At 70.6% G+C, this 20,306-nt stretch carries 22 protein-coding genes; 6 read left to right on the top strand and 16 right to left on the bottom strand.

Annotated features, from left to right (window positions below; genetic code table 11):
• Nucleotides 1-97: 97 nt before the first annotated feature.
• From AB0C33_RS24375 to AB0C33_RS24345, 7 genes are all read right to left on the bottom strand, one after another.
• Nucleotides 98-1,288: a serine hydrolase domain-containing protein gene (locus AB0C33_RS24375; RefSeq protein ID WP_358291624.1), complete on the bottom strand. Its 1,191-nt coding sequence runs from the start codon at nt 1,286-1,288 to the stop codon at nt 98-100.
• Between the two features lie 122 nt (nt 1,289-1,410).
• Nucleotides 1,411-2,607 carry a kynureninase gene (gene kynU / locus AB0C33_RS24370; protein WP_358291623.1) on the bottom strand — a complete coding sequence of 399 codons (1,197 nt, stop codon included), beginning with the start codon at nt 2,605-2,607 and terminating at the stop codon, nt 1,411-1,413.
• Nucleotides 2,608-2,619: 12 nt separating this feature from the next.
• On the bottom strand, nt 2,620-3,714 hold the full coding sequence (locus AB0C33_RS24365; RefSeq protein WP_358291621.1) for an ABC transporter substrate-binding protein: 1,095 nt from the start codon (nt 3,712-3,714) through the stop codon (nt 2,620-2,622).
• A gap of 65 nt (nt 3,715-3,779) precedes the next feature.
• The gene (locus tag AB0C33_RS24360; protein WP_358291620.1) at nt 3,780-4,295 is read right to left on the bottom strand and encodes a 3-hydroxyanthranilate 3,4-dioxygenase; all 516 of its coding nucleotides are present in this window, start codon (nt 4,293-4,295) and stop codon (nt 3,780-3,782) included.
• Nucleotides 4,292-4,717 (bottom strand): RidA family protein, encoded by a 426-nt coding sequence (locus AB0C33_RS24355; RefSeq protein WP_358291619.1) that lies wholly within the window; start codon nt 4,715-4,717, stop codon nt 4,292-4,294. Before AB0C33_RS24355 ends, AB0C33_RS24360 begins: the two co-directional genes overlap by 4 nt.
• Entirely contained in the window at nt 4,714-5,511 is a 798-nt protein-coding gene (locus tag AB0C33_RS24350; protein WP_358291618.1) for a fumarylacetoacetate hydrolase family protein, read from the bottom strand. Before AB0C33_RS24350 ends, AB0C33_RS24355 begins: the two co-directional genes overlap by 4 nt.
• Nucleotides 5,504-6,913, bottom strand: a complete 1,410-nt coding sequence (locus AB0C33_RS24345; protein ID WP_358291617.1) for an aldehyde dehydrogenase family protein — start codon at nt 6,911-6,913, stop codon at nt 5,504-5,506. Before AB0C33_RS24345 ends, AB0C33_RS24350 begins: the two co-directional genes overlap by 8 nt.
• 259 nt (nt 6,914-7,172) lie before the next feature.
• Between AB0C33_RS24345 and AB0C33_RS24340 the strand changes: the two genes are divergently transcribed.
• The 3 genes from AB0C33_RS24340 to AB0C33_RS24330 all read left to right on the top strand — a co-directional run bounded on the left by AB0C33_RS24340 (nt 7,173) and on the right by AB0C33_RS24330 (nt 8,942).
• A complete protein-coding gene (locus tag AB0C33_RS24340) occupies nt 7,173-7,655 on the top strand; it encodes a VanZ family protein (protein ID WP_358291616.1) in 483 nt (160 codons plus the stop codon).
• A 153-nt stretch (nt 7,656-7,808) separates the two neighbouring features.
• A complete protein-coding gene (locus tag AB0C33_RS24335) occupies nt 7,809-8,561 on the top strand; it encodes a GntR family transcriptional regulator (RefSeq protein ID WP_358291615.1) in 753 nt (250 codons plus the stop codon).
• Between the two features lie 138 nt (nt 8,562-8,699).
• Nucleotides 8,700-8,942, top strand: coding sequence for a hypothetical protein (locus AB0C33_RS24330; RefSeq protein WP_357975253.1), 243 nt, complete (start codon nt 8,700-8,702; stop codon nt 8,940-8,942).
• 157 nt (nt 8,943-9,099) lie between these two features.
• Here AB0C33_RS24330 and AB0C33_RS24325 read toward each other — a convergent pair whose 3' ends face one another.
• Complete coding sequence (locus tag AB0C33_RS24325; protein WP_358291614.1) at nt 9,100-10,149, bottom strand: hypothetical protein; 1,050 nt, start codon at nt 10,147-10,149, stop codon at nt 9,100-9,102.
• A gap of 147 nt (nt 10,150-10,296) precedes the next feature.
• Between AB0C33_RS24325 and AB0C33_RS24320 the strand changes: the two genes are divergently transcribed.
• Nucleotides 10,297-10,818, top strand: a complete 522-nt coding sequence (locus AB0C33_RS24320) for a gamma carbonic anhydrase family protein (RefSeq protein WP_358291613.1) — start codon at nt 10,297-10,299, stop codon at nt 10,816-10,818.
• On the opposite strand, the gene AB0C33_RS24315 is transcribed toward AB0C33_RS24320, so the two are convergent.
• Nucleotides 10,790-11,668, bottom strand: coding sequence for a hypothetical protein (locus AB0C33_RS24315; RefSeq protein WP_358291612.1), 879 nt, complete (start codon nt 11,666-11,668; stop codon nt 10,790-10,792). The genes AB0C33_RS24320 and AB0C33_RS24315 overlap by 29 nt on opposite strands.
• 74 nt (nt 11,669-11,742) lie before the next feature.
• On the opposite strand from AB0C33_RS24315, the gene AB0C33_RS24310 reads away from it, so the two are divergent.
• Complete coding sequence (locus AB0C33_RS24310; RefSeq protein WP_358291828.1) at nt 11,743-13,071, top strand: hypothetical protein; 1,329 nt, start codon at nt 11,743-11,745, stop codon at nt 13,069-13,071.
• A gap of 214 nt (nt 13,072-13,285) precedes the next feature.
• Nucleotides 13,286-13,447 (top strand): hypothetical protein, encoded by a 162-nt coding sequence (locus AB0C33_RS24305; RefSeq protein ID WP_020540796.1) that lies wholly within the window; start codon nt 13,286-13,288, stop codon nt 13,445-13,447.
• 118 nt (nt 13,448-13,565) lie between these two features.
• Here the strand turns inward: AB0C33_RS24305 and AB0C33_RS24300 are convergent, their stop codons facing one another.
• The 7 genes from AB0C33_RS24300 to AB0C33_RS24270 form a co-directional block, all read right to left on the bottom strand.
• Nucleotides 13,566-13,847: a metal-sensitive transcriptional regulator gene (locus AB0C33_RS24300; protein ID WP_352327377.1), complete on the bottom strand. Its 282-nt coding sequence runs from the start codon at nt 13,845-13,847 to the stop codon at nt 13,566-13,568.
• Nucleotides 13,848-13,876: 29 nt separating this feature from the next.
• The gene (locus AB0C33_RS24295) at nt 13,877-14,944 is read right to left on the bottom strand and encodes a glycosyltransferase (protein WP_357975264.1); all 1,068 of its coding nucleotides are present in this window, start codon (nt 14,942-14,944) and stop codon (nt 13,877-13,879) included.
• Complete coding sequence (locus AB0C33_RS24290; protein WP_358291611.1) at nt 14,941-15,735, bottom strand: hypothetical protein; 795 nt, start codon at nt 15,733-15,735, stop codon at nt 14,941-14,943. The genes AB0C33_RS24295 and AB0C33_RS24290 overlap by 4 nt, the downstream gene beginning before the upstream one ends.
• 147 nt (nt 15,736-15,882) lie before the next feature.
• Nucleotides 15,883-17,982, bottom strand: a complete 2,100-nt coding sequence (locus AB0C33_RS24285; RefSeq protein ID WP_358291610.1) for a (Fe-S)-binding protein — start codon at nt 17,980-17,982, stop codon at nt 15,883-15,885.
• A 126-nt stretch (nt 17,983-18,108) separates the two neighbouring features.
• The gene (locus tag AB0C33_RS24280) at nt 18,109-18,693 is read right to left on the bottom strand and encodes a TetR family transcriptional regulator (RefSeq protein ID WP_358291609.1); all 585 of its coding nucleotides are present in this window, start codon (nt 18,691-18,693) and stop codon (nt 18,109-18,111) included.
• Nucleotides 18,694-18,709: 16 nt separating this feature from the next.
• A complete protein-coding gene (locus AB0C33_RS24275; protein ID WP_358291608.1) occupies nt 18,710-19,498 on the bottom strand; it encodes a class I SAM-dependent methyltransferase in 789 nt (262 codons plus the stop codon).
• Nucleotides 19,495-20,304, bottom strand: coding sequence for a sugar phosphate isomerase/epimerase (locus AB0C33_RS24270; protein WP_358291607.1), 810 nt, complete (start codon nt 20,302-20,304; stop codon nt 19,495-19,497). Before AB0C33_RS24270 ends, AB0C33_RS24275 begins: the two co-directional genes overlap by 4 nt.
• Between the last annotated feature and the right edge of the window lie 2 nt (nt 20,305-20,306).

Genomic DNA, 20,306 nt, shown 5'->3' with positions numbered 1-20,306 from the left:
TGGATCAGTTTGCCGAAACACGCCAGGAAAGGCGATAAGGGACCTCTGTGACGAAAGCCACCGCGAGGTCCCTGATCTGTCCCGGCGAAGGCCGCCTCTATTCGGCGAAGGCCGCCAGTGCGATGCCGAGGCCGCGTTCGTTCTGGCCCTGGGCCTTGGCGTCGGTGGAGTTGAGCGAGTAGACCACGACGCGGCTCAGGTCCTGGGTGGCGCCGATGCCGGTGGAGCTGCCGTAGCGGGCGCCGGTCTTGCCGTACGCGACGATGCCGCCGGGCAGCGTCAGCTCGGTCAGGCCCGAGGTGTAGTGGGCCGGCTCGTCGTCGGTGCCGTACATGGTCACCTTCGGCACGGTGAACATCGGCTTCAGCTGCTCGGCGGGCACGAGCCGGCCGCCGAACAGCGCCTTGGTGAACTTCTCCAGGTCGGCGGCGGTGGAGATGAGGTCGCCCGAGGCCCAGGTGGAGGTGACCTCCATCTCGGTGACGTCCACGACGTACGCGTCGCCGTAGGGGAAGGAGTCGGGGAAGCCCTTGGGGACGACCTGGTAGCCCTGGTTGTGCCGGCCGTGGATCTTGACGGACCTGCCGGGGAAGTAGCTCTGGTTCATGCCGGCCGGGCGCAGGATCCGGGCGCCGACCTCCTGCTCGTACGACCTGCCGGTGACCTTCTCGATCACCAGGCCCTCGACGAAGGTGTTGATGTTGAGGTAGTGCTGCTCGGTCCCCGGGGTGAACTCGATCGGGTTGAGCACGGCCTGGCGGACGTACTCCCGCGGGGTGATCGTCTTGAAGCGGTCGGCGTAGACCCGCTCGAAGCCGCCCTCCGACTTCGGCGCGGGCAGCCCGCTGGTGTGGTTGAGCACCTGGGCCAGCTTGACCGGCGGATAGTCGGCGGGCAGCAGCCCCGGCAGGTAGTCCTGGACCGTGCGGTCGAGGGAGACCTTGCCCTCGGCCACCAGCTGGAGCACGACCGCCGTGGTGAGCACCTTGGTCACGCTGCCCGCCCGGAACCTGGCGCCCTCCCTGGCCGGGTGCTTCCCGCGCAGATCGGTCACGCCGGAGACGCCGTGCCAGGAGCCGGCCGAGCCGCTGACCCTGACCTCGGCCGCGGTGGCGTCGGCCGCGGGCAGCCCGGCGATGCTCTTGCGCAGCGCGGTCTCGTTGATCGGCGGCACCTGGACGGCGGCGGCGGCGCTGTGGGCGCCCACCTCCGCATGGGCGAGGGCGGGAGCGCTCACGGTCAGGGCGGACAGGGCCAGGACGGCGGCGGCGAGACGGGTGCGCTTCATGGGGATCTCTCCAGGTCACATCGGCTTTCGATGGGACAATCCTGGCCAGAGACCCCCTGGCGGCGGATCGCCGACAACGGCGATCTTCCGGCTCGCTCTCAGGAGGGAGGGGACTCGCCCGATCAGGTGACCGCGAGCCGCCGGGCGTACCGCTCGTCCCGCCACAGCTCCTTGTCCAGCACCTCCAGCAGCGTGGTGGCCGCGTCGTGGACGTCGGCGTAGCCGATGTAGAGCGGCGCGAAGCCGAACCTCAGGACGTCCGGCGCGCGGAAGTCGCCGTGCACCCCCCGGTCGATGAGGGCCCGCATGACCGGGTAGCCGTCCGGGTGGTGGAAGCAGACCTGGCTGCCGCGCGAGTCCGGCTCGGCGGGCGAGACCAGCTTGAGCGCGTCGCCGACCAGGTCGACGAAGAGCGAGGTCAGGGCGAGGCTCTTGGCCCGCACCTGCGCCATCGGCACCCGCTCCCAGATGTCCAGCGCCGCCTCCAACGCGGCGAAGGACACCACGTGCGGCGTGCTGACCGCGAAGCGCCGGACGCCCTCGGCCGGGCGGTAGCCGGTCTCGAAGGCGAACGGCTCGGCGTGGCCGTGCCAGCCGGACAGCACGTTCTCGGCGGTGGCGTGGTGGCGCGGGTTGACGTAGAGGAAGGCGGGCGCGCCGGGTCCGGCGTTGAGGTACTTGTACGTGCACCCGACCGCGAAGTCGGCCTGCGACACGTCCACCTCCATGGCGCCCACGCTGTGGCACACGTCCCAGACCATGAGCGCCCCGGCCGCCTGGACCTGGGCGGTCACCGAGGGCACGGGCCGCCGGGCGCCGGTGCGGTAGTCCACCTCCGACAGCAGCACGACGGCCGCGTCGTCGAACCGGCCCTCGGCGTAGTCGCGCACCTCGTAGTCGCCGAGCAGCCGGGCCAGGCCCTGGGCGATGTAGTGGTCGGTGGGGAAGTTCCGCGGGTCGGAGACGATCACCTTGCGGCCGGGGCGCAGCCGTACGGCGGCGGCCAGCGCCTGGTAGGCGGCGATCGTGGTGGTGTTGCCCACGACGACCTGGCCGGGGCCGGCCCCGATCAGCGGCGCGAGCCGGTCGCCGGCGGTCAGCGGCTGGTCGTACCAGCCGGCCGCGTTCCAGCCGCCGACCAGCTGGCCGCCCCACTCGTCCTCGACCGTGCGGCGCACCCGTTCCGCGGCGCGGCGGGGCATCGCGCCGAGCGAGTTGCCCACGAGGTAGACGACCCCTTCTGGCAGGACGAACTCGTCCTTGAACGGCCGCAGCGGATCGTCGGCGTCGAGGGCGAGGCAGGCGTCGCGGTCCAGCACCGGTTGTGCTCCTTACGAGGGTGAGATGGTGGCGATTATCCGGTTTACACCATTCTGGTACTCGCGGACGTACCAGTTCTGCACCGGATTGTGGGCCGCGTCCAGGCGGAGCGATCCTCGTGGGCCGTCCAGCTCGCCCACCCCGGCCAGCGCCTTCGTCAGGTCGCCGCCGGCGGCCGCCGCCCGGTCGATCAGCCGCATCGCGTCCCAGCTCTGCAGCGCGACCGCGGACGGGTTCCGCCCAGTGCGCGCCCGCCACCCCGCCACGAACGCGGCGTTGGCCGGGTTCTGCAGCGCGGGCGACCAGAGCCCGACGCTGACCATGCCCTCGGCGTCCCGGCCGACCGCGCGCAGGACGTCCTCGTCGGCCAGGTTCTGGCAGGCCAGCAGCTTGATCCTGGCATCGTAGCCGAACCGCTTGAACGCCTTGACGAACGCGACCGCCTCCCCGCCCGCGTAGAAGGCGTACAGAAGCCGCGCCTCGCGCGGTATGCGCGCCAGGTACGGCTCCAGGTCGGCCTGCCCGCCGAACGGCGTCAGGATGCGCTTGAGCGGCCCGGCGCCGTATCCCTCGGCGAAGCCGGTCAGGGTCTCGGCGCCCGCGGAGTAGTCGGAGGCCATGAGCACCACGTCCTTGCCGGCGTAGTGCTCGGCGGCGTACCGGCCGGCCGCGTAGCCGTGCGCGCGGTTGGTGTAGGACACCCGGAAGACGCCGGGCCCGCCGAGCTGGTCGGCGCCCGCGTTCGCGATCACCACCGGGGTGCCGGCCGCCTCCTTGACCACCGAGACGGCGACCGGGGAGGCGAGCAGGCCGGTGAGCACGTCGGCCCCGCCGTCGATCAGCTTCCTGGCCTGCTCGGCGCCGATCTCCGGGCTGCCGGCGTCGTCGGCCACGACCAGCCGGGCCGGCCGGCCGCCGAGCAGGCCGTGGTGGTCGTCCAGGTAGAGCCGCATGGCGGTCTCCATGTCGTCGCCGAGGGTGGCGTACACGCCGGTCTGCGAGATGATCGCGCCGACCCGTACGGGCTCGTCCTCCGCGGCGAGGGGCACCGAGCCGCCGCAGCCGGCGACCATCAGCGCGACCAGCCCCAGCACGGCAACGCGCATGGGAGCCCCCTTCAGCCCTCGCCCGACGCCCCGGGCACGCGCGGCGCGCGGGCGTCGGTGGCCAGCTAGCCCTTGCCGGGGTGCAGCGCGCCGCACCGGTCGCACGTGCGGGCCTTCTCGTCGCCGTAGAACGCCTCGAAGACCGGCGGCAGGTCCTTGACGATGTCGCGCACCTGGAGCTCGACCTCGTGGACCTTGGCGCCGCACTCCGCGCAGTACCACTGGAACTTCTCCAGCTCGCCCTCGGGCCGGATGCGCTCCACCACCAGCCCGACGGACCCGGCCTCCGGGCGCTGCGGCGAGTGCGGCATGCGCGCCGGCAGCAGCCACATCTGGCCCTCCTTGACGTGCACGGTCTCGGGGCCGTTCTCGGTCACCACGTTGACGTGCATGTTGCCGCGCACCTGGTAGAACAGCTCCTCGTACGGATCGACGTGGAAGTCGGTCCTGGAGTTGGGCCCGCCGACCACCATCACGATGAAGTCGCCGGCCCCCTCGAAGACCACCTTGTTGCCGACCGGCGGCTTGAGCAGGTGGGCGTGCTCGTCGATCCACTTGGTGAAGTCAATGGGGGGAATCATGGTCGCTCCTGTGGATGGTAGGCGACGGCCTGCATCTCGATGAGCAGGTGCGGGTGCGGGAGCTGGTGCACCGCCACCGTGGTCCTGGTCGGACCCTCCTCGTCGAAGAATTCGGCGTACACCTCGTTGTAGCCCTTGAAGTCGTTCATGTTTACCAGGTATGTGGTGATCTGTACGAGATCCGCGAGCGAGCCTCCGGCGGCCGTGAGCAGGTCCCCGACGTTCTCGATGACCGCCCGCGTCTGGACGCGGATGTCCAGGTCGGTGACGCCGAACCGGTCGGCGCGGGCGCCCGCGAAGGTGCCGTCGGGCCTGCGGGAGCTGGTGCCGGAGACGTACAGGAAGTCGCCCGCCCGCTTGACGTGCGGGAACCGTCCCCGGGGCACGGCCTTGCCGGGGACGCGGATGGCCTCGCGGCTCACGTGCCGAACACCGCCCGCACCGATCCGAGCCCCTCGATCCTGGCCTCGAACACGTTCCCGGCCTCGACCGGCACGACCGGGCCGAGCGCGCCGGTCAGGACGACGTCCCCGGCGCGCAGCGGGTGGCCGGTGGCGGCCAGCGCGCCGGCCAGCCAGAGTGCGGCATTCAGCGGGTTGCCCATGCACGCGGCTCCGGACCCGGCCGAGACCTCCTCGCCGTCGCGGGTCATCGTCATCGCCGCCGCGCCGAGGTCGAGGTCGGTCAGCCGCTTCGGCGTGGCGCCCAGCACGTACGCGCCGGAGGAGGCGTTGTCGGCGACCGTGTCGGTGATCGTGATGTCCCAGTCGGCGATGCGCGAGTCGGCGATCTCGATGGCGGGCAGCGCGAACTCCACCGCCCTGATCACGTCCACCAGCGTGAACGGCCCCTCGGTCAGGTCCTTGCCGAACACGAGCGCGACCTCGGCCTCGGCGCGCGGCTGCAGGAACCGCTGCACCTTGATGGGCCGGCCGTCGAGCTCGGCCATGTCGGCGAAGAGCATGCCGTGGTCGGGCTGGTCGATGCCGAACTTCCGCTGCAGCAGCGGGTTGGTGGCGCCGATCTTCCGGCCGACCGGCCGCCGGCCCTCCGCCAGCGCCCGCCGGATGTTGATGTCCTGCACCGCGTAGGCGTCGGTGACCGTGGTGATGAGATCCCTGAGCGGCGCGCAGGGCTTGCCGGTACGCGCGGCCTCGACGAGCCGCTCGGCGGCCTGACCCCGGGTGTCGACGGCCAGAGACCATTCGTCATGCATCGGGTTGCTCCAGTTTGATGGTGATCGTGGTGGGCTCGGAGTAGAAGTCGAGCGACTGCGTGCCGCCCTCCCTGCCGATGCCCGACAGCTTCACGCCGCCGAACGGGGTGCGCAGGTCGCGCAGGTACCAGGTGTTGACCCAGACCAGCCCCGCCTCCAGGCGCTGGGCCACGCGATGGGCGCGGTCGAGGTTGGTGGTCCAGAGGGTGGCGGCCAGGCCGTACTCGCTGCTGTTGGCCAGGTCGATCGCCTCGGCCTCGCTGTCGAAAGGAGCCACGTGGCACACGGGACCGAAGATCTCCTCTCGATTGAAGCGGGACCACTCCGACAACCCTGTCATTACCGTCGGTTCCACGAAATATCCGGAATCGCGGTGGTCGCCGAACGTCGGGACGCCGCCCCCCGTGAGCACCTTGGCCCCCTCCGAGCGGGCCAGGGCGTAGTAGGACAGCACCTTCTCCCGATGCCCGGCCGAGATCATCGGCTGCGGCTCGACCTCCTGGGCGCGCGAGGCCAGGAGGCCGCAGAAGTCCTCGAAGATCGGCCGCTCGACGTAGAGCCGCTCGGTGCACAGGCACACCTGGCCGCCGTTGGTGAAGACCGACTTCACCGTGCCCGCGACGGCCCGGCCCAGGTCGCAGTCCTCGAAGATCAGGCCGGCGTTCTTGCCGCCCAGCTCGAACGAGATCGGCTTGACCCGGTCGGCGGCGGTCTTCATGATCTGCGTCCCGGTCGCGGTCGAGCCGGTGAACGTCACGCCGTCCACGCCCGGGTGCTCGACGAGGAGCTGGCCCGCCGGGCCGTGCCCGAAGATGATGTTGACCACGCCCGGGGGCAGGCCGGCCTCGGCGCAGATCTCGGCGAAGACCGCGGCCGAGCCGGGCGTGTGCTCCGACGGCTTGACGACCACGGTGTTGCCGGCGACGAGGGCGGGGGCCAGCTTCCACGTCATGAGCAGGAACGGCAGGTTCCACGGCACGATCACGGCGACCACGCCGAGCGGCCTGCGCACGGTGTAGCTGAGCACGCCGGCGAGGTGGAAGGCGTCGTCGGGGCGCTGGGAGGCGATCTCGGCGAACGCGCGGAAGTTCGCGATGCCGCGCGGCACGTCCAGCGTGCGGGTCTGGCCGAGCGGCTTGCCGGTGTCGGCGATCTCGGCCGTGACCAGGTCGTCGAAGCGGACCTCGATGCCCTCGGCGAGGCGGCGCAGCCATCCGGCCCGCTCGGCCACCGGCAGCCCCGCCCAGTCGCGCGCCGCCTCCCTGGCCGCGCGCACCGCCCGGTCGACCACTTCCGGATCGGCCTCGTGCACCTGCCTGATCACCCCGCCCGTCACCGGGTCGTGGACCGGGAACGCATTGCCCGCCGCCACCGGCAGCCCGCCGATGAAATGGGTCAGCACAGCAGCCTCCTCTAGCCTCACTCCCGGTATAGATCGTCGGGCGACGGTGAGACAACAGTCCGGCGGGGGCGGGAACCACGCGAGCCCGTCAGGCCTCGGTGGCGCCGGTGACACTGAGCCACCCCTCGGCCGGGCCCCTGGCGGACCTGTCCATACAGACATCTTCCGGTACCCCTCGGCGGCCCGGGATGATGACCAAATGGCGCGCACGTGGGAATTGTGGGGAAATATCATTATCGCTGGGGTTTTTGCGCTTCCAGTGGCCGTCCTGGTGATCATCCTGCTCGCCCGCCGCCGGGCCCGCGCCGGGCATCCGGCGCCGCTGCGCACCTCGCTCGCCGACGTCGGCGTCGTCGTGGGGACCGCGCCGTGGATCTGGATGATCCTCACGCCGTCCACCGGCCGGTCCGGGGTCGGCCTCGTCCCGTTCATGGACCTCGCCGATCTCGCCGGAGCCTCGTGGGAGACGGTGACGGTGCAGGTCGGGGGCAATCTGCTGGTGTTCGCCGCGCTGGGCGCCCTGCTGCCCGTACGGACCGCCGCGATGGCCTCCTACGGCCGGGTTGCGGCCGTCGCGGCCGCCTTTTCGGTCACGGTCGAGTTCCTCCAGTACGCCCTGCGACTGGGCCGGTTCTCCTCCGTGGACGACGTGATCATGAACACCGCGGGCGCGCTGCTCGCCGCGTCGGTTACTCGCCGCTGGTGGGCCCCGCGAATAGCGGCCGGGACCGTTCCACGATAACGGTCTGCATAAACGTCCTCGCATTCATCACACAGGCACGATCAGCTCAAAAGAAGCTCGGGACCAACCTCTGTATCTGTGCGATCGTGGACAAGACGGGGCAAGTTCTCTGGAGACGCCACAACCTGGTTGGTGACAGAGGGTGATCGAAACGTGTCTGAATCCCCGGTACCCCACGAGCCCCCTATTTATCGCCGCATCGCCGACGGCCTCCGCGCCCGGATCCTGTCCGGCGAACTGCGCGACGGGGACCGCCTACCGGGCGAGAACGCGCTCATGGCCGACTACGCAATCGCACGCGCCACCGCCAGGCAGGCGCTTGCCGTACTGATCAACGAAGGGCTGGCGGTGCCCAAACGAGGTTCGGGGGTCTACGTGCGCCTGTTCAAACCGATCCGCAGGCACGGCTCGCGCCGCCTGTCACGAGAGCAGTGGGGTCAGGGGCGTGCCATCTGGGACGCCGACACCCGGGGCCGTCCCTTCACCGTGGACCAGGTGGAGGTGGTGCTGGAGCGCGCATCGGAGGAGGTGGCGGGCGTCCTGGAGAGCGGCGAGGTATGGGTGCGTCGGCGCCGCTACTCCGTGGACGGCCGACCCGTGCAGCTGGCGACCTCCTCCTTCCCGGCCCGCCTGGTCCAGGGCAGCGCCATCACCCTGCCCGACACCGGGCCGGGCGGCGTCTACGCCAGACTCGGCGACCTGGGCCTGCCCCCGGCCCACTTCACCGAGGAGGTGCGGGCCCGCATGCCCGGCCCCCGCGAGACCGGGCTGCTCGACCTGCCCGGCGGAACCCCCGTCATCGTCATCGCCCGCACCGCGTACACGGCGGGCGGCAGACCCGTCGAGCTCAACGAGATGGTCCTGGACTCGGCGGCATACGTACTCCAGTACGACTTCGACGCCTAGTTCAACCCGATCTGTCAAGCGATAGGTTGACCTGTCCATCACGATCATTGATTTCTCTAGAGAGGTCCCTCATCTTCTAAGGAGATGGAACCGTACAGGAGATGGAACCTTCGCCTGGGGCCCGGGAGAGGTGCGCGGATGTCCGTTGACCGGCATCTTGCCGAGATCGCCCGGGAGTACCCCAGGTGGACCATCTGGCGGAGCGACGCGGGCCGCTGGTGGGCCACGCGGCACCATCCGCTCGACGCGGCGCAGCGCGAGGCCGGATGTGCGATGACCATCGACGCGGACGACCCGGACGGCCTGCGCGACCAGCTTCGGGACCAGGAGGAACGGACCGGCCGGCAGCCCCGCTGGTGGGCCGGCCCCGCTCCTCCCTGACGCGGGCCGTGGAGCGTTCCGCGGCTCGCACGCGAGCAGCCCGGTGCCGGGTCCAGCGTCTCGGCGGCCCCGGCACCGGGCCCCCAACGGGGCCACGAACGCGGAAGTCTCCGACCCTATCGGGGGCGGGGGCTTCCGCTCCCCGCCCCTTCACCCTCTAGGTGTGGTACTCGCCCAGCCGCAGGATGTGCACGTCGGTGTCGTCGGAGACGCTCTCCTTCGGCTTCTCCTCGTCCTCCTCGACGATGACCCGCACGTCGTCCTGCGCGGAAGGCTGCGGAGCCGGCGCGGCCTCGATGGCGGGCTCCGGCGCAGGCGCCGGGACGGCCACCGGCTGCTGAGCGGCCACCGGCTGCTGGGCGGCGACCGGCGCGGGCGGCAGCGCCGACTCGGGCACGAGCTGCCCGGCCGCCGCCTCGGTGCGCATCAGGTCGCCGAGCACCGAGCCGATCTCGGTCAGCCGCCGCACGACCTCGGTGTGGGTGTTGGTCAGGTACTCCACCCGGCGCCCGGCGTGCTCGTCGAGCGAGGCCGTGCGCTGACGCGCCGCCGCCAGCATCGACTCGGCCTCCGCGTGCGCCCCCGCCACCAGCTGCTCGGCCTGCGCGTGGGCGGCCGCCATCATCCGCTCCGCCTCGGCCTGCGCCCCGCCGAGCACCCGCTCGGCCTCGGCGTGCGCGTCGCGCAGCAGGCCCTCGGCCTCGCTGCGGGCCGACCCGAGCTGCTCCTCGGCGTCCGCGCCCGCCTGGGCCAGCATGCGCTCGGCCGCCTGCGTGGCCTCGGCCACCCGCCGCTCGGCCTCCGCCTGCGCCGAGGTCAGCATCTTGTCGGACGTCTCGCGCGACGTCGTCACCAGCCGCTCGGCCTCGGCCCTGGCGCTCTCCCGCACGGCGGTCGCCTCGGCCTCCGCGTCGGCGCGCTTGGCCGCGGCCTCCTCCTCGCCCAGCTTCAGGATCTGCGCGAGCCTCGGGCTGAGGTCCTCGTAGCTCTGGGGCGCCTCGACCATCCGCCGCCTGGCCTCCGCCAGCTCGACCCGGCCCTGCTCCGCCTGGTCGATCGCCCGTGCCAGCCGCTCTTCCAGATCCCGGACCTGGTTCCGGGTACGGATCATGTAGTCGTGCACCTGACGGCGGTTGTAGCCGCGCATCACGACTTCGAAGGTGTCCTCTTGCATCAGATCGGGAATGCTCTCGTGCTGGTTTGTCATGGGGGTTACCTAAGGGTTTGCGTGAGGCGGGGGAAAACTGCGGGTTGTGAGGGTCTGACGACGAGACGTCAGGAAACGACTTTCCTGCCATCTGCCCACGTCCGCAACCGGAACGCCACACCTGGGGCGGGAATTACGATTGGACGAATGTACATAGCAGCGTTGGACGACGGGGCAGTGCCGGACATCCACCCGGAGGCGTACATCGCGCCCGGCGCCGTCGTGGTCGGAAGTGTGCGGGTGGGCCGGGCCTCCAGCATCTGGTACGGCTCCGTTCTCCGAGGGGACGACGAGCGGATCGAGATCGGCGAGGAGTGCAACGTACAGGATCTGTGCTGCCTGCACGCCGACGCGGGCCAGCCCGCGATCCTGGAGGACCGGGTCAGCCTGGGCCACAAGGCCATGGTCCACGGCGCGCACGTCGAGACCGGCGCGCTGGTCGGCATCGGCGCGATCGTGCTCGGCGGCGCCCGGGTGGGCGCGGGCACGCTGGTCGCCGCGGGAGCGCTGGTCGGGCCGGGCAAGAAGATCCCGTCCGGGGTGCTGGTCGCCGGTGTGCCGGGCAAAATCGTGCGCGAGCTCACCGACGACGACCGGGCCTCCTTCGCCCGCACCCCGGACAACTACATGGCCAAGGCGGTCAGGCACCGGCAGGCGTCAGCAGTTTGATCAGGACCTGGTCCGACACCGAGGCGGTGTTGAGCGGGTCGGCGTACTCCGGCAGCTCGGGGCGGAGGAAACGGACGAAGTCGACGGTCAGCTTGAGATCGGGGACGCCCTTGATCTGCTTGGCGTTGGCCTTGGCGGCGTCCTTCTTCAGCGCGCCGTAGCTGTCCCAGTCGGTGTAGGCGGTGACACCCCATTGCAGCACCTCGGGGAGGTTCGAGGGCCAGCGTCTGGCGACCTTCCAGGCGCCGCCGTCCTCCTTGTAGAGCGCGACGGCGACCCGGCCCAGCCTGGCCAGGACGAGGTCCACCCAGCCGTCCTTGACCGCCACCTCCAGCGGCTTGGAGCTGCCGTCCTGGGTGAACTTGGCCTCGACCTGCCCGGCCGCGTCGGCGGTGCCGGTGGTGACGGACATCCACACGGGTTTGTCGTACGTGCCGGGCTGGCGGGCCATGAGCCCGCCGAGCGAGAACTTGCGCGCCGGCCTGCCGCCCTTCTTGCCGGTGACCTTGACCCGGGCGTGCATGACGATGTCCCCGGCCAGCTCCTGGTAGACGAAGGGGCCGCGGAAGCCGTCGTACCAGGTGGAGGTCTTCGGCTCCAGGTAGAGGGCGCCCTTGGCGGTCTTGTTCACGTCGAGCTTGGCGATCCTGTCGACGTCCTTCTCGGTGTCGCTCAGCTTGCTCCACACGGCCAGTTCCGCGGCGTCGGCGAACTCGCTGGAGGCCGATCCGACCTCGCCGCCGGGCGCAGGCGCCTGGGCGTTCTGGACGGTGAGCACGCCGGGACCGGTGGGAGTGGGCGGCGCCGCGGCGGTCCCGCAGCCGCTCACCACACCCGCCACTGCCAACACCCCTGCCACCTTTGCCCTCATAGCGGACATTCTGCCGTGAAATGCCGACGGGTGACGTCGGGCGGCCCAGTACGATGACGGCCGTGCGCCCCTGGGATGCGTTCACCTCGGCAGAGGCGGAGGTCCGCGCGATGGTCGCGGACCCGCGCTGGCAGGGCCTGTCCGTGCCCGACCGCGCGCACGTCCTGGCGGCCAGGGTCCTGGTGACCCAGGACGGCGACCGCTGGCTCTTCGGCGCGTACGCGCGCTGGCACCTGCACGACCCCGGCGACGGCCGCTGGCACCCCGCGCCGCCGCCCAGAGGCGAACGGGCGCGCAAGGTGGGGCACGCCACGGCCGCGCTGCCGGACCAGGTGGTGCCCACCGGGCCCGACTTCGCCGCCGAGCCCGGCTCGACCCAGGCCTTCATCGGCCCCGACGTGCTGCCGGTGGTGACCGGGCAGATCGCGGAGATGGTCCGCGGCGCCGGGCGCAAGTCGGAGCTGGACTACCCGCTGACCGCCTTCGGGGAGATCTTCGCCGCCGACGTGCCGAGCACGGTCGCCGCCGTCTGGGGGACGATCATGTGGTGCGCGTACGCGCCGGCCTTCGACGGCAACGAGCGCCTGATCACCCTGTTCGGCGAGTACCTGCGCCGCTCGCTGCCCGGCGACGAATGGGTGCGCTGGCTGCCCGCGCCGCCGCTGCTCGACCTGGTCACGCTGGTGTCCGAGCGCACCCGCGCCGGCCGTCCGCGGGCCGCGCTCCGGCTGGCCGCGCTGATCGCCGACACCGCCCAGGTGCTGCTGTCCGACATCCGGTTCAGGCCGCGGGCGCTGGCGCTGCTCACGATGGTGGAGCCGGTGCTGCGCCGGCCCGGCCGCGACGACGCCACGGCCGCGCGGGGCGACGACGCCGTGCGCCGGGCCTGGCTCGACCGCTGCCCGCCGCGGCTGGCGCTGGCCCTGCTGCCGGAGACCGATCCCGACGCGTACTTCGCCCACTCGGTGTACGACCTGGTCGAGGCGCTGGGCTTCGTGGAGGACGCGTCCGGGGCGGCGGCGGCGTACCTGGCCGATCTGTCGGACTCCAGGAGGATGTTGCCCGAGCGGCTGAACCACCGGTTGCGGCGGGCGTACGTGGAGTTGGAGCGTGCCGGGCTGACGGGCACGTCGGCGGCCGAGCGCACCGAGCCGGAGGGCTTCGCCGTGCGTCCGGGCGGTGCGCCCGTGCCGCAGGCGGCGGTGGTGACGCCGCCCGACCGGGAGAGCAAGGCGGCCGTGCTGGGCGCCGCGTACGCCACGTGCCTGGCGTGGGGCCGGCTGACCGGCGCCAAGGTGCCGCGGCACGGCCTGGCCGGCCAGAGCGCGCTGGTCCGTGAGCTGATCCACGAACGGGACGACCACCACATCGGTCACCCCTAACGCACTATTACCGTTATTTCACCCTTACTCCGCCTATATCCCGCTATCACTTCAGTCACCGGGCAATTCGCTGAATTGTGATCTCGACTTCGGGAAATGATCCCTGTGGGGCCCCCGTGACGCCGAAAGGAATGACTCCGATGGGCCATGTCGCCGGAAGGGCCCTCGCCGTAACCTCGTAGAGGGTGTGGGCTGCGGAAGGAAGGACGACGCGGTGGGGCACGACGACCTGGACTCTCGGGTCCACGACCGTGTCGCGTTGGACGAGATTGCGCTCTACGCCGAGGTGCTCACTGCCGTGGCTGTCAGCGAACGGCGGCTGACCTTGGACGAACTCGACGACGCGCTCGGATTGCGGACTTCGGCGAGTCGCTGAAGACCATCGAAATTACCTGTCCCGGGCTCCTGTGGGGTCCGGGACAGTGGTTCCCGGCTATTACAGGTAACTAGTCAATCGAGGGTGTGCCTCTCCTACGTATGGAGGAGACGACCCCCTACGACTTGACCAGGCGGGCGATGGCGGCCGACGCCTCCTTCACCTTCGCCTCGGCCTCCGGGCCGCCCGTGTTGATCGCGTCGGCGACGCAGTGGGAGATGTGCTCCTCCAGCAGCCCGAGCGCCACGGCCTGAAGGGCCCGCGTGGCCGCGGAGACCTGGGTGAGCACGTCGATGCAGTAGGCATCGTCGTCGACCATGCGCTGCAGGCCCCTGATCTGGCCCTCGATTCGCCGGAGGCGCGTCAGATATGCCTGCTTGTCTCCGCTGTACCCATGCATGCTTCTACGGTACCCGTAACCCGTATGAGCTAGCGGAGATCTGACAGCAGCTTCTCCCACTGTTCGGCGACTTCCTCGGCCGAATGGCGGACGGCGGTGTCGAGGGCGCCCGCCGCGAGCGAGCGCCGGCGGCGTTCGTCGTCGATGAGCGCGAGCAGCGCGCCCGCGAAGTGCTGCGCCTCGCTCTCGCTCTCGGGCACCAGCACGCCGTTGTAGCCGGTCGCCACGAACTCCCTGGGGCCCCTGGCGCCCTCGAAGGCCACCACCGGCACCCCGCACCCCATGGCCTCCAGCACGGTCATGCCCAGGTCTTCGCTGCGGGAGGGGTTGGCCACGATCGACGCCTTGGCGAACTCCCCCGCCAGGTCGGGCGTGACGCCCATGAAGTAGACGTGGTTGTGCAGGTTGAGCTCGTTCACCAGCGACCGCAGCCGCCGCTCCTCGGGGCCGCCGCCGTAGAGCCGCAGCCGCCAGTCGGGACGCTTGTCCGCCACGATCGCGAACGCCCTGATCAGCCGGTCGTACGCCTTGACCGACACCCACCGGCCCCCGGCCGCCACGATCCGGTTGTCCATCCGCGAGCGCGGCCACGGGCCGCCCGGCAGCGCGTCCGGCACGGAGTGGACGGCGGACCCGTCGCCGAGCAGCCTGCCCCATTCCTCCTGGGCCGACTCCGTGGCCGTCACGACCGCGTCGAGGCGCGGGTAGAGCCGCTGCACCGGCCCGGGGACGGCGGGCCGCCCCCACTCCCTGGCGATCTTGAGGGTTTCACGTGGAGCATGCCGCGCCACCTGGACGCCGATGCCCGGCCTGGTGGTGATCAGCACGTCGGACCTGAGCCCGCGCAGCAGCCGCCAGAGCGCCATCTCGGTGCGCATCTGGCCGCGCGGCAGCAGGTGGCGCACCCCCGGACGGGCGTCGACCAGGCTGCGCATGGCCACCTTGGAGCCGATGGGGAAGAACGGCTTCTCCTTCTGCCGCCGGACGCTGATGACCTCGACCTCGTGCCGCTCGGACAGGGCGGTGGCGAGGTTGAGCGTCGCGCGCACGTCGCCGCGCATGCCGTACGCCGAGGCGAGCACCAGGCTGACCTTCATCCGCCCACCTCGATGCGCAGCTCGTCGTCGGCGGTGTAACAGGGCCGGACGGGCACGCCGTCGATCTCGGCCGACGGGTAGTGCAGCCGTCTTCGTTTGCCGTCGACGTCGTCGAGCCAGGCGCCCAGCCGCAGCGGCGTGGGCACGCCCTCGACCTCCAGCGCTGCCTCCCAGGTGCCGGCCGTGTCGGGGTCGGCCTCGACCACGTTCACCAGCGACACCGCCGCGTGGAAGCGCACCCCCTGGACGGTGGCGTTGGCCGACACCCGTTCCCTGGTCGGCCTGCGGTCGAGGGTGAGCGTGGCCTCGCGGCGCGCGTCGTCGTCCTCCAGCCCGGTGTACGCCAGCAGCCCCGTCACCTCGAACCGGCCCTCCCTGAACCAGATCGCCCGCACCTCGGCCACCGGCTCGGCGTCGGCTATCTTCAGGGCCAGAAACCCGTTCCGCGTCCGGTACGACCGGTAGGCCAGCGTCCGCCGGCACAGCGCGTACGCGTCGAGGTGGTCGAGGGAGAACCCCGGGTCCACGCTGCGCAGCCTGCTGCGGCTGCCCTCGTGCCGCAGGTAGGCGTCCCAGCGGCCGGCGGTCAGCTCCAGCGGCGCCAGCGAGACGGCCAGCGTGGCCTCCCGCGTCCGGCTTCCCGTACGGCCCAGGCGCACGTCGCGCTCGACCCCCGTGGCGCGATGGCGCAGCACGAGCTCGGTGCCGTCACGCAGGGGCTCATCGATGGCGAGTCGCAGGGAGAGCACGTCGGCCAGGGTGACTTCGGCGTCCGTGACCACGACGCGCATCACCAGCCCCCTCCCCGTCGAATAAGGCCATGCGACGTTGAGGTTACCGTGATTTTCCCGTTATGTGGATGGGAGATTTCCAGCGAGGAGGCCCGTGACGTGCGGAACTCCTCTACAGAGCCTGTAGAGGAGTCCGACTTTCCGTGGTCAGGAAGCGCCCTTGACCGATTTGATCAACAGCTGCGCGACGTCCACGACTTCCAGCGATTCCTTGGCCTCGCCGTTGTTCTTCTTCTCGTTGATCGCGTCGCCGAGCATCACCATGCAGAACGGGCACGCGGTCGAGACGGTGTCGGGATTCGTGGTGAGCGCCTCGTCGACCCGCTCGGTGTTGATGCGCTTGCCGATGCGCTCCTCCATCCACATGCGCGCGCCGCCCGCGCCGCAGCAGAAGCCGCGGTCCTTGTGGCGGTGCATCTCCTGGGTCTGCACGCCGGGCACCTTCGACATGATGTCGCGGGGCTGGGAGTAGACCTTGTTGTGGCGGCCGAGGAAGCACGGGTCGTGGTAGGTGATCTTCTCCTCGATCGGCGTGACCGGGGTGAGCAGGCCCTCGTCCACCAGCTTCGACAGCAGCTGCGTGTGGTGCACGACCTCGTAGGTGCCGCCGAGCTGCGGGTATTCGTTGGCCAGGGTGTTGAAGCAGTGGGGGCAGGTCGCGACGATCTTCTTGACGCCGGCCTCGTTCAGCGTCTCGATGTTCTGCTGGGCGAGCATGTTGAACAGGTACTCCATGCCCAGGCGGCGGGCCGGGTCACCGGTGCACGCCTCCATCGGGCCGAGCACCGCGAACTTCACGCCCGCGATGTGCAGCAGCTCGGCGACCGCCTTGGTGGTCTTCTTGGCGCGGTCCTCCAGGGCGCCCGCGCAGCCCACCCAGAACAGGTACTCGGCGTCCTCGGGCATCTTCTCCTCGACCAGCTCGACCTCGAAGTCGAGCTCCTCGATCCAGTCGGCCCGCTTCATCTCGGACATGCCCCACGGGTTGCCCTTGTTCTCCAGGTTCTTCACCATCACCCCCGCCTCGGACGGGAACGACGACTCCACCATGACCTGGTAGCGGCGCATGTCGAGGATGTGGTCGATGTGCTCGATGTCCACCGGGCACTGCTCGACGCAGGCGCCGCAGTTGGTGCACGACCACAGCACGTCGGGGTGGATGACGCCGTCCTCGCCGACGAGCGGCTTCTCCAGCAGCGCGAGCACGTCGGTGTCGGCGTGCTCGGTGCTGGCGGCCATCAGGTACGGGGCCACCTTGAAGGCGTGGTCGCGCTGGTCGAGGATGAGCATCTTCGGCGAGAGCGGCTTGTCGGTGTTCCAGGCCGGACACTGCGACTGGCAGCGGCCGCACTCGGTGCAGGAGTAGAAGTCGAGGAAGCCCTTCCAGGTGGTGTCGCCGATCTTGCCGCGGCCCAGGCGCTCGGCGTCGAGCTCCTCGTCCTCGAAGTCGACGAGCTTGCCGTCGACGCGCAGCTCGGACGCGGCGCCGAGCCCGTTGGGACGCCGGGAGAACAGCACGTTGAGCGGCGCGGTGAAGATGTGCAGGTGCTTGGAGTTCACCACGATGACCAGGAACACCAGCATGAAGCCGATGTGCAGGAGCAGCGCGATCTCCTCCAGCAGCGGGCTGGCCGGCAGCGCGTCGCCGAGCGCCAGCGAGACGAACGCGCCGGAGGAGTAGGGGAAGTTGCCGTTGGCCGCCGAGGCGCCGCGGGCCAGGAACAGCGTCCAGATGATGTTGAAGATCATGAACAGGACGAGCCACGCGCCGCCGAGGTGCGAGCCGGAGAAGCGCGACTTGCGGCCCAGCGTCTTGGGCGAGTTCTTGACCCGGATGATCGCGAAGGCGACCAGGCCGAGCAGACACGCGACGGCGATGAAGTCCTGGAGGAAGCCGAGCACGCCCCAGGTGCCGATGAGCGGGATGTGGAAGTCGGGCTCACCGGTGATCGCGCCCTGGACGATCGCGCCGTACGCCTCGATGTAGACGGTCAGCAGGATGAAGAACGCCCACATGACGAAGAAGTGGGCCGTGCCGGACGGCGTCCACTTCAGCAGCTTCTTCTGGCCGAAGACCTCGACGAGCTGGGCCTTGAGCTCGTCGGCGGCGTGCTCCTTGGCGTACTCGACGCGTTCGGGCGCGGGCGGCCCGGAGGTCGCCAACCTGAACAGGAACAACACCCTGCGGCCGGCGACGGCCACCGCCAGGACGGTCATGACCAGCCCGATGATCGCTACCCAGAGCACGGGGTCCTCCCACAGACGACGATGGCTGCCAGCATACGGACACGTGTTTCCAGGAAGCTTACCGGCCAGTAACTTCCCGGGATGACATCCATACCCTATGGTCAGTGCCCTATACAGAACAATGCTCTACGCCGTGAAGTACCTCTGTATGGTCGGGGCGATGAGCTCGACCAGCTCCTCCGGATCGGCGCTGGCCAGCGGCTCCAATTTGATCACGTGACGGCCCATGATCACGCCGTACATCTGGCCAAAAGCTGCCTCGATGCGTAGGTGCGGAACACCAAGGCGGTCGGCCACCTGGAAGAGCAGCGCGTTCGTGATGAACTCCCGGAACATCGCCGCCGCCTGCTCGTTCGTGAGCGCCGAGCGCATCAGGGCGATCATCGGCTCACGGGTCTCCGGCTCGGCGGTCACCCGCAGGATCATCCGCACCAGCCGCTCGCCGATCTCCTCGCGCGGGCCGTCCAGCAACAGCGGGATGACCTCGTCGGGGGTGATCGGCAGCTGCATGGCCGCCGCGAACATGCCCTCCTTGGTCTCGAAGTAGTGGTGGACCAGAGCCGGGTCGACCTTGGCCTCCCGCGCGATCCCGCGCACCGTGGCCTTGTCGAAGCCCTTCTCGGCGAACACCCGCCGCGCCGCCGTCAGGATCTCGCCGCGCGTGTCGGCCGACCCGGGCCTGCGGCCGGGACGGCGTCGTACGTTGCTCATGGCCGCGTCCCGCCGGTCACCGGCCCACCGCCAGGTACACCCGCATCGGCACCGACAGCACGCCCTCGGGGAAGGCCTTCCTGAGCTCCGCGCGCTGCCGCCCGACCAGCTCGTCGGCCGCGTCCGGCGACAGCGCCGCCATGTACGAGTGGGAGCGCAGGTCGAGCAGGAAGTCCTCGATGCCGACCAGCCTCGTCCACGGAATCCAGCGCTCCTGGACCACCTCGAAGGCAGCGGCGATCGGCGGCACCGACCACTCCTCGACCGCCGGCCCCCAGTACGTGGGCACCGCCTCGGCCAGCCGCGCCTCGTAGGCGGCCAGCCACTCGGCCTGCGCCGCGTGGTGCAGGTTCCAGCAGCCCACGATCGCGCCGCCGGGCCGCAGCACCCGCCTGGCCTCGGCGATCGAGACGACGGGGTCGAGCCAGTGCCACGACTGGGCGTACGTCACCAGGTCGGCCACCCCGTCGGCCAGCGGCAGCGCGTTGCCGTCGGCGATCACCGCGGCGACCGCCGGCGGCTCGCCGTCGATCCGCGCGACCAGCCGGGCCAGCATCTCCGCCCCCGGATCGACCGCGATCACCTGGGAGCCGCGGGCCCGCAGCGCGTGCGTCAGGATGCCCGTGCCCGCGCCCACGTCGATCGCGGTGGCGCCGTCGAGCTCGATCCCGGTCACCTCGGTGAGCGCGCGGTACATCTCGTCGGGATAGGACGGGCGGCCCGCGTCGTAGGCGTCGGCCACGCTGTCGAAGACCCGCGCGAGGTCTCTGGTCGGCCCCACGTTCCTGGTCGGCCCCACGTTCATCGGGACGCCGCCAGGTGCAGGCGGGCGAAGGCCAGCGCCTCGGCCAGGTCGTCGACGCGCTCGGTGCGGCTGGCCGCCTTGCGGGTGTTGATCTCCAGCACCACCAGGCCGCCGTAGCCCGAGTTCGCCAGACGTTCCAGCATCTGGGCGCACGGCTGGTTGCCCCTGCCGGGGACCAGGTGCTCGTCCTTGTTGGTCACGCCCATGCCGTCGGCCAGGTGGAGGTGGGCGAGCCGGTCGCCGAGCTTGGTGGCCATCTCCATGGCGTCGGAGCCGGACACCGCGGTGTGCGACAGGTCGAGGGTGACCTGCGGGAAGTCGTAGTCGATCGGGTTCCAGTCGGGCGAGTACGGCACCACGTCGTTGCCCCTGGCGCGCAGCGGGAACATGTTCTCGACCGCGAACGTGACATCGGTCTCGTCACGCATGCGGGCCAGGCCGTTCTCGAAGTCGCGGGCGTAGTCGCGCTGCCAGCGGAACGGCGGGTGCACCACGACGGTCGAGGCGCCGAGGCGCTCAGCCGCCTTCTGCGCCCTGACCAGCTTGGCCCAGGGGTCTCTGCCCCACACCCGCTGCGTCACGAGCAGGCAGGGCGCGTGGATCGCCAGGACGGGCACCTGGTAGTGCTCGGACAGCCGCTCGATCACGTCGATGTCCTGGCTCACCGGATCGGCGCCGACCATGATCTCGACACCGTCGTAGCCCAGGCGCGCGGCCAGTTCGAACGCGTCGGGAGTGCGTTCTGGATATACCGAGGCGGTGGACAATGCGATCTTCGCATTGGGCACGCGGATGACATCAGCCACGT

Origin of the sequence: Nonomuraea sp. NPDC048881, from assembly GCF_040649795.1 — a bacterium.
GTDB lineage: Bacteria > Actinomycetota > Actinomycetes > Streptosporangiales > Streptosporangiaceae > Nonomuraea.
The sequence above is the reverse complement of the archived record's forward strand: the minus strand, read 5'-3'. Positions and strand labels throughout refer to the sequence as shown.

Excerpts from the sequence above, each read along its gene's own strand:
- AB0C33_RS24375 (WP_358291624.1), bottom strand. The coding sequence starts at position 1,288 with ATGAAGCGCACCCGTCTCGCCGCCGCCGTCCTGGCCCTGTCCGCCCTG.
- AB0C33_RS24320 (WP_358291613.1), top strand. The coding sequence starts at position 10,297 with ATGTACATAGCAGCGTTGGACGACGGGGCAGTGCCGGACATCCACCCG.
- AB0C33_RS24300 (WP_352327377.1), bottom strand. The coding sequence starts at position 13,847 with ATGCATGGGTACAGCGGAGACAAGCAGGCATATCTGACGCGCCTCCGG.
- AB0C33_RS24360 (WP_358291620.1), bottom strand. The coding sequence starts at position 4,295 with ATGATTCCCCCCATTGACTTCACCAAGTGGATCGACGAGCACGCCCAC.
- AB0C33_RS24350 (WP_358291618.1), bottom strand. The coding sequence starts at position 5,511 with ATGCATGACGAATGGTCTCTGGCCGTCGACACCCGGGGTCAGGCCGCC.
- AB0C33_RS24280 (WP_358291609.1), bottom strand. The coding sequence starts at position 18,693 with ATGAGCAACGTACGACGCCGTCCCGGCCGCAGGCCCGGGTCGGCCGAC.
- AB0C33_RS24290 (WP_358291611.1), bottom strand. The coding sequence starts at position 15,735 with ATGCGCGTCGTGGTCACGGACGCCGAAGTCACCCTGGCCGACGTGCTC.
- AB0C33_RS24295 (WP_357975264.1), bottom strand. The coding sequence starts at position 14,944 with ATGAAGGTCAGCCTGGTGCTCGCCTCGGCGTACGGCATGCGCGGCGAC.
- AB0C33_RS24275 (WP_358291608.1), bottom strand. The coding sequence starts at position 19,498 with ATGAACGTGGGGCCGACCAGGAACGTGGGGCCGACCAGAGACCTCGCG.
- AB0C33_RS24365 (WP_358291621.1), bottom strand. The coding sequence starts at position 3,714 with ATGCGCGTTGCCGTGCTGGGGCTGGTCGCGCTGATGGTCGCCGGCTGC.
- AB0C33_RS24330 (WP_357975253.1), top strand. The coding sequence starts at position 8,700 with ATGTCCGTTGACCGGCATCTTGCCGAGATCGCCCGGGAGTACCCCAGG.
- AB0C33_RS24310 (WP_358291828.1), top strand. The coding sequence starts at position 11,743 with ATGACGGCCGTGCGCCCCTGGGATGCGTTCACCTCGGCAGAGGCGGAG.
- AB0C33_RS24325 (WP_358291614.1), bottom strand. The coding sequence starts at position 10,149 with ATGACAAACCAGCACGAGAGCATTCCCGATCTGATGCAAGAGGACACC.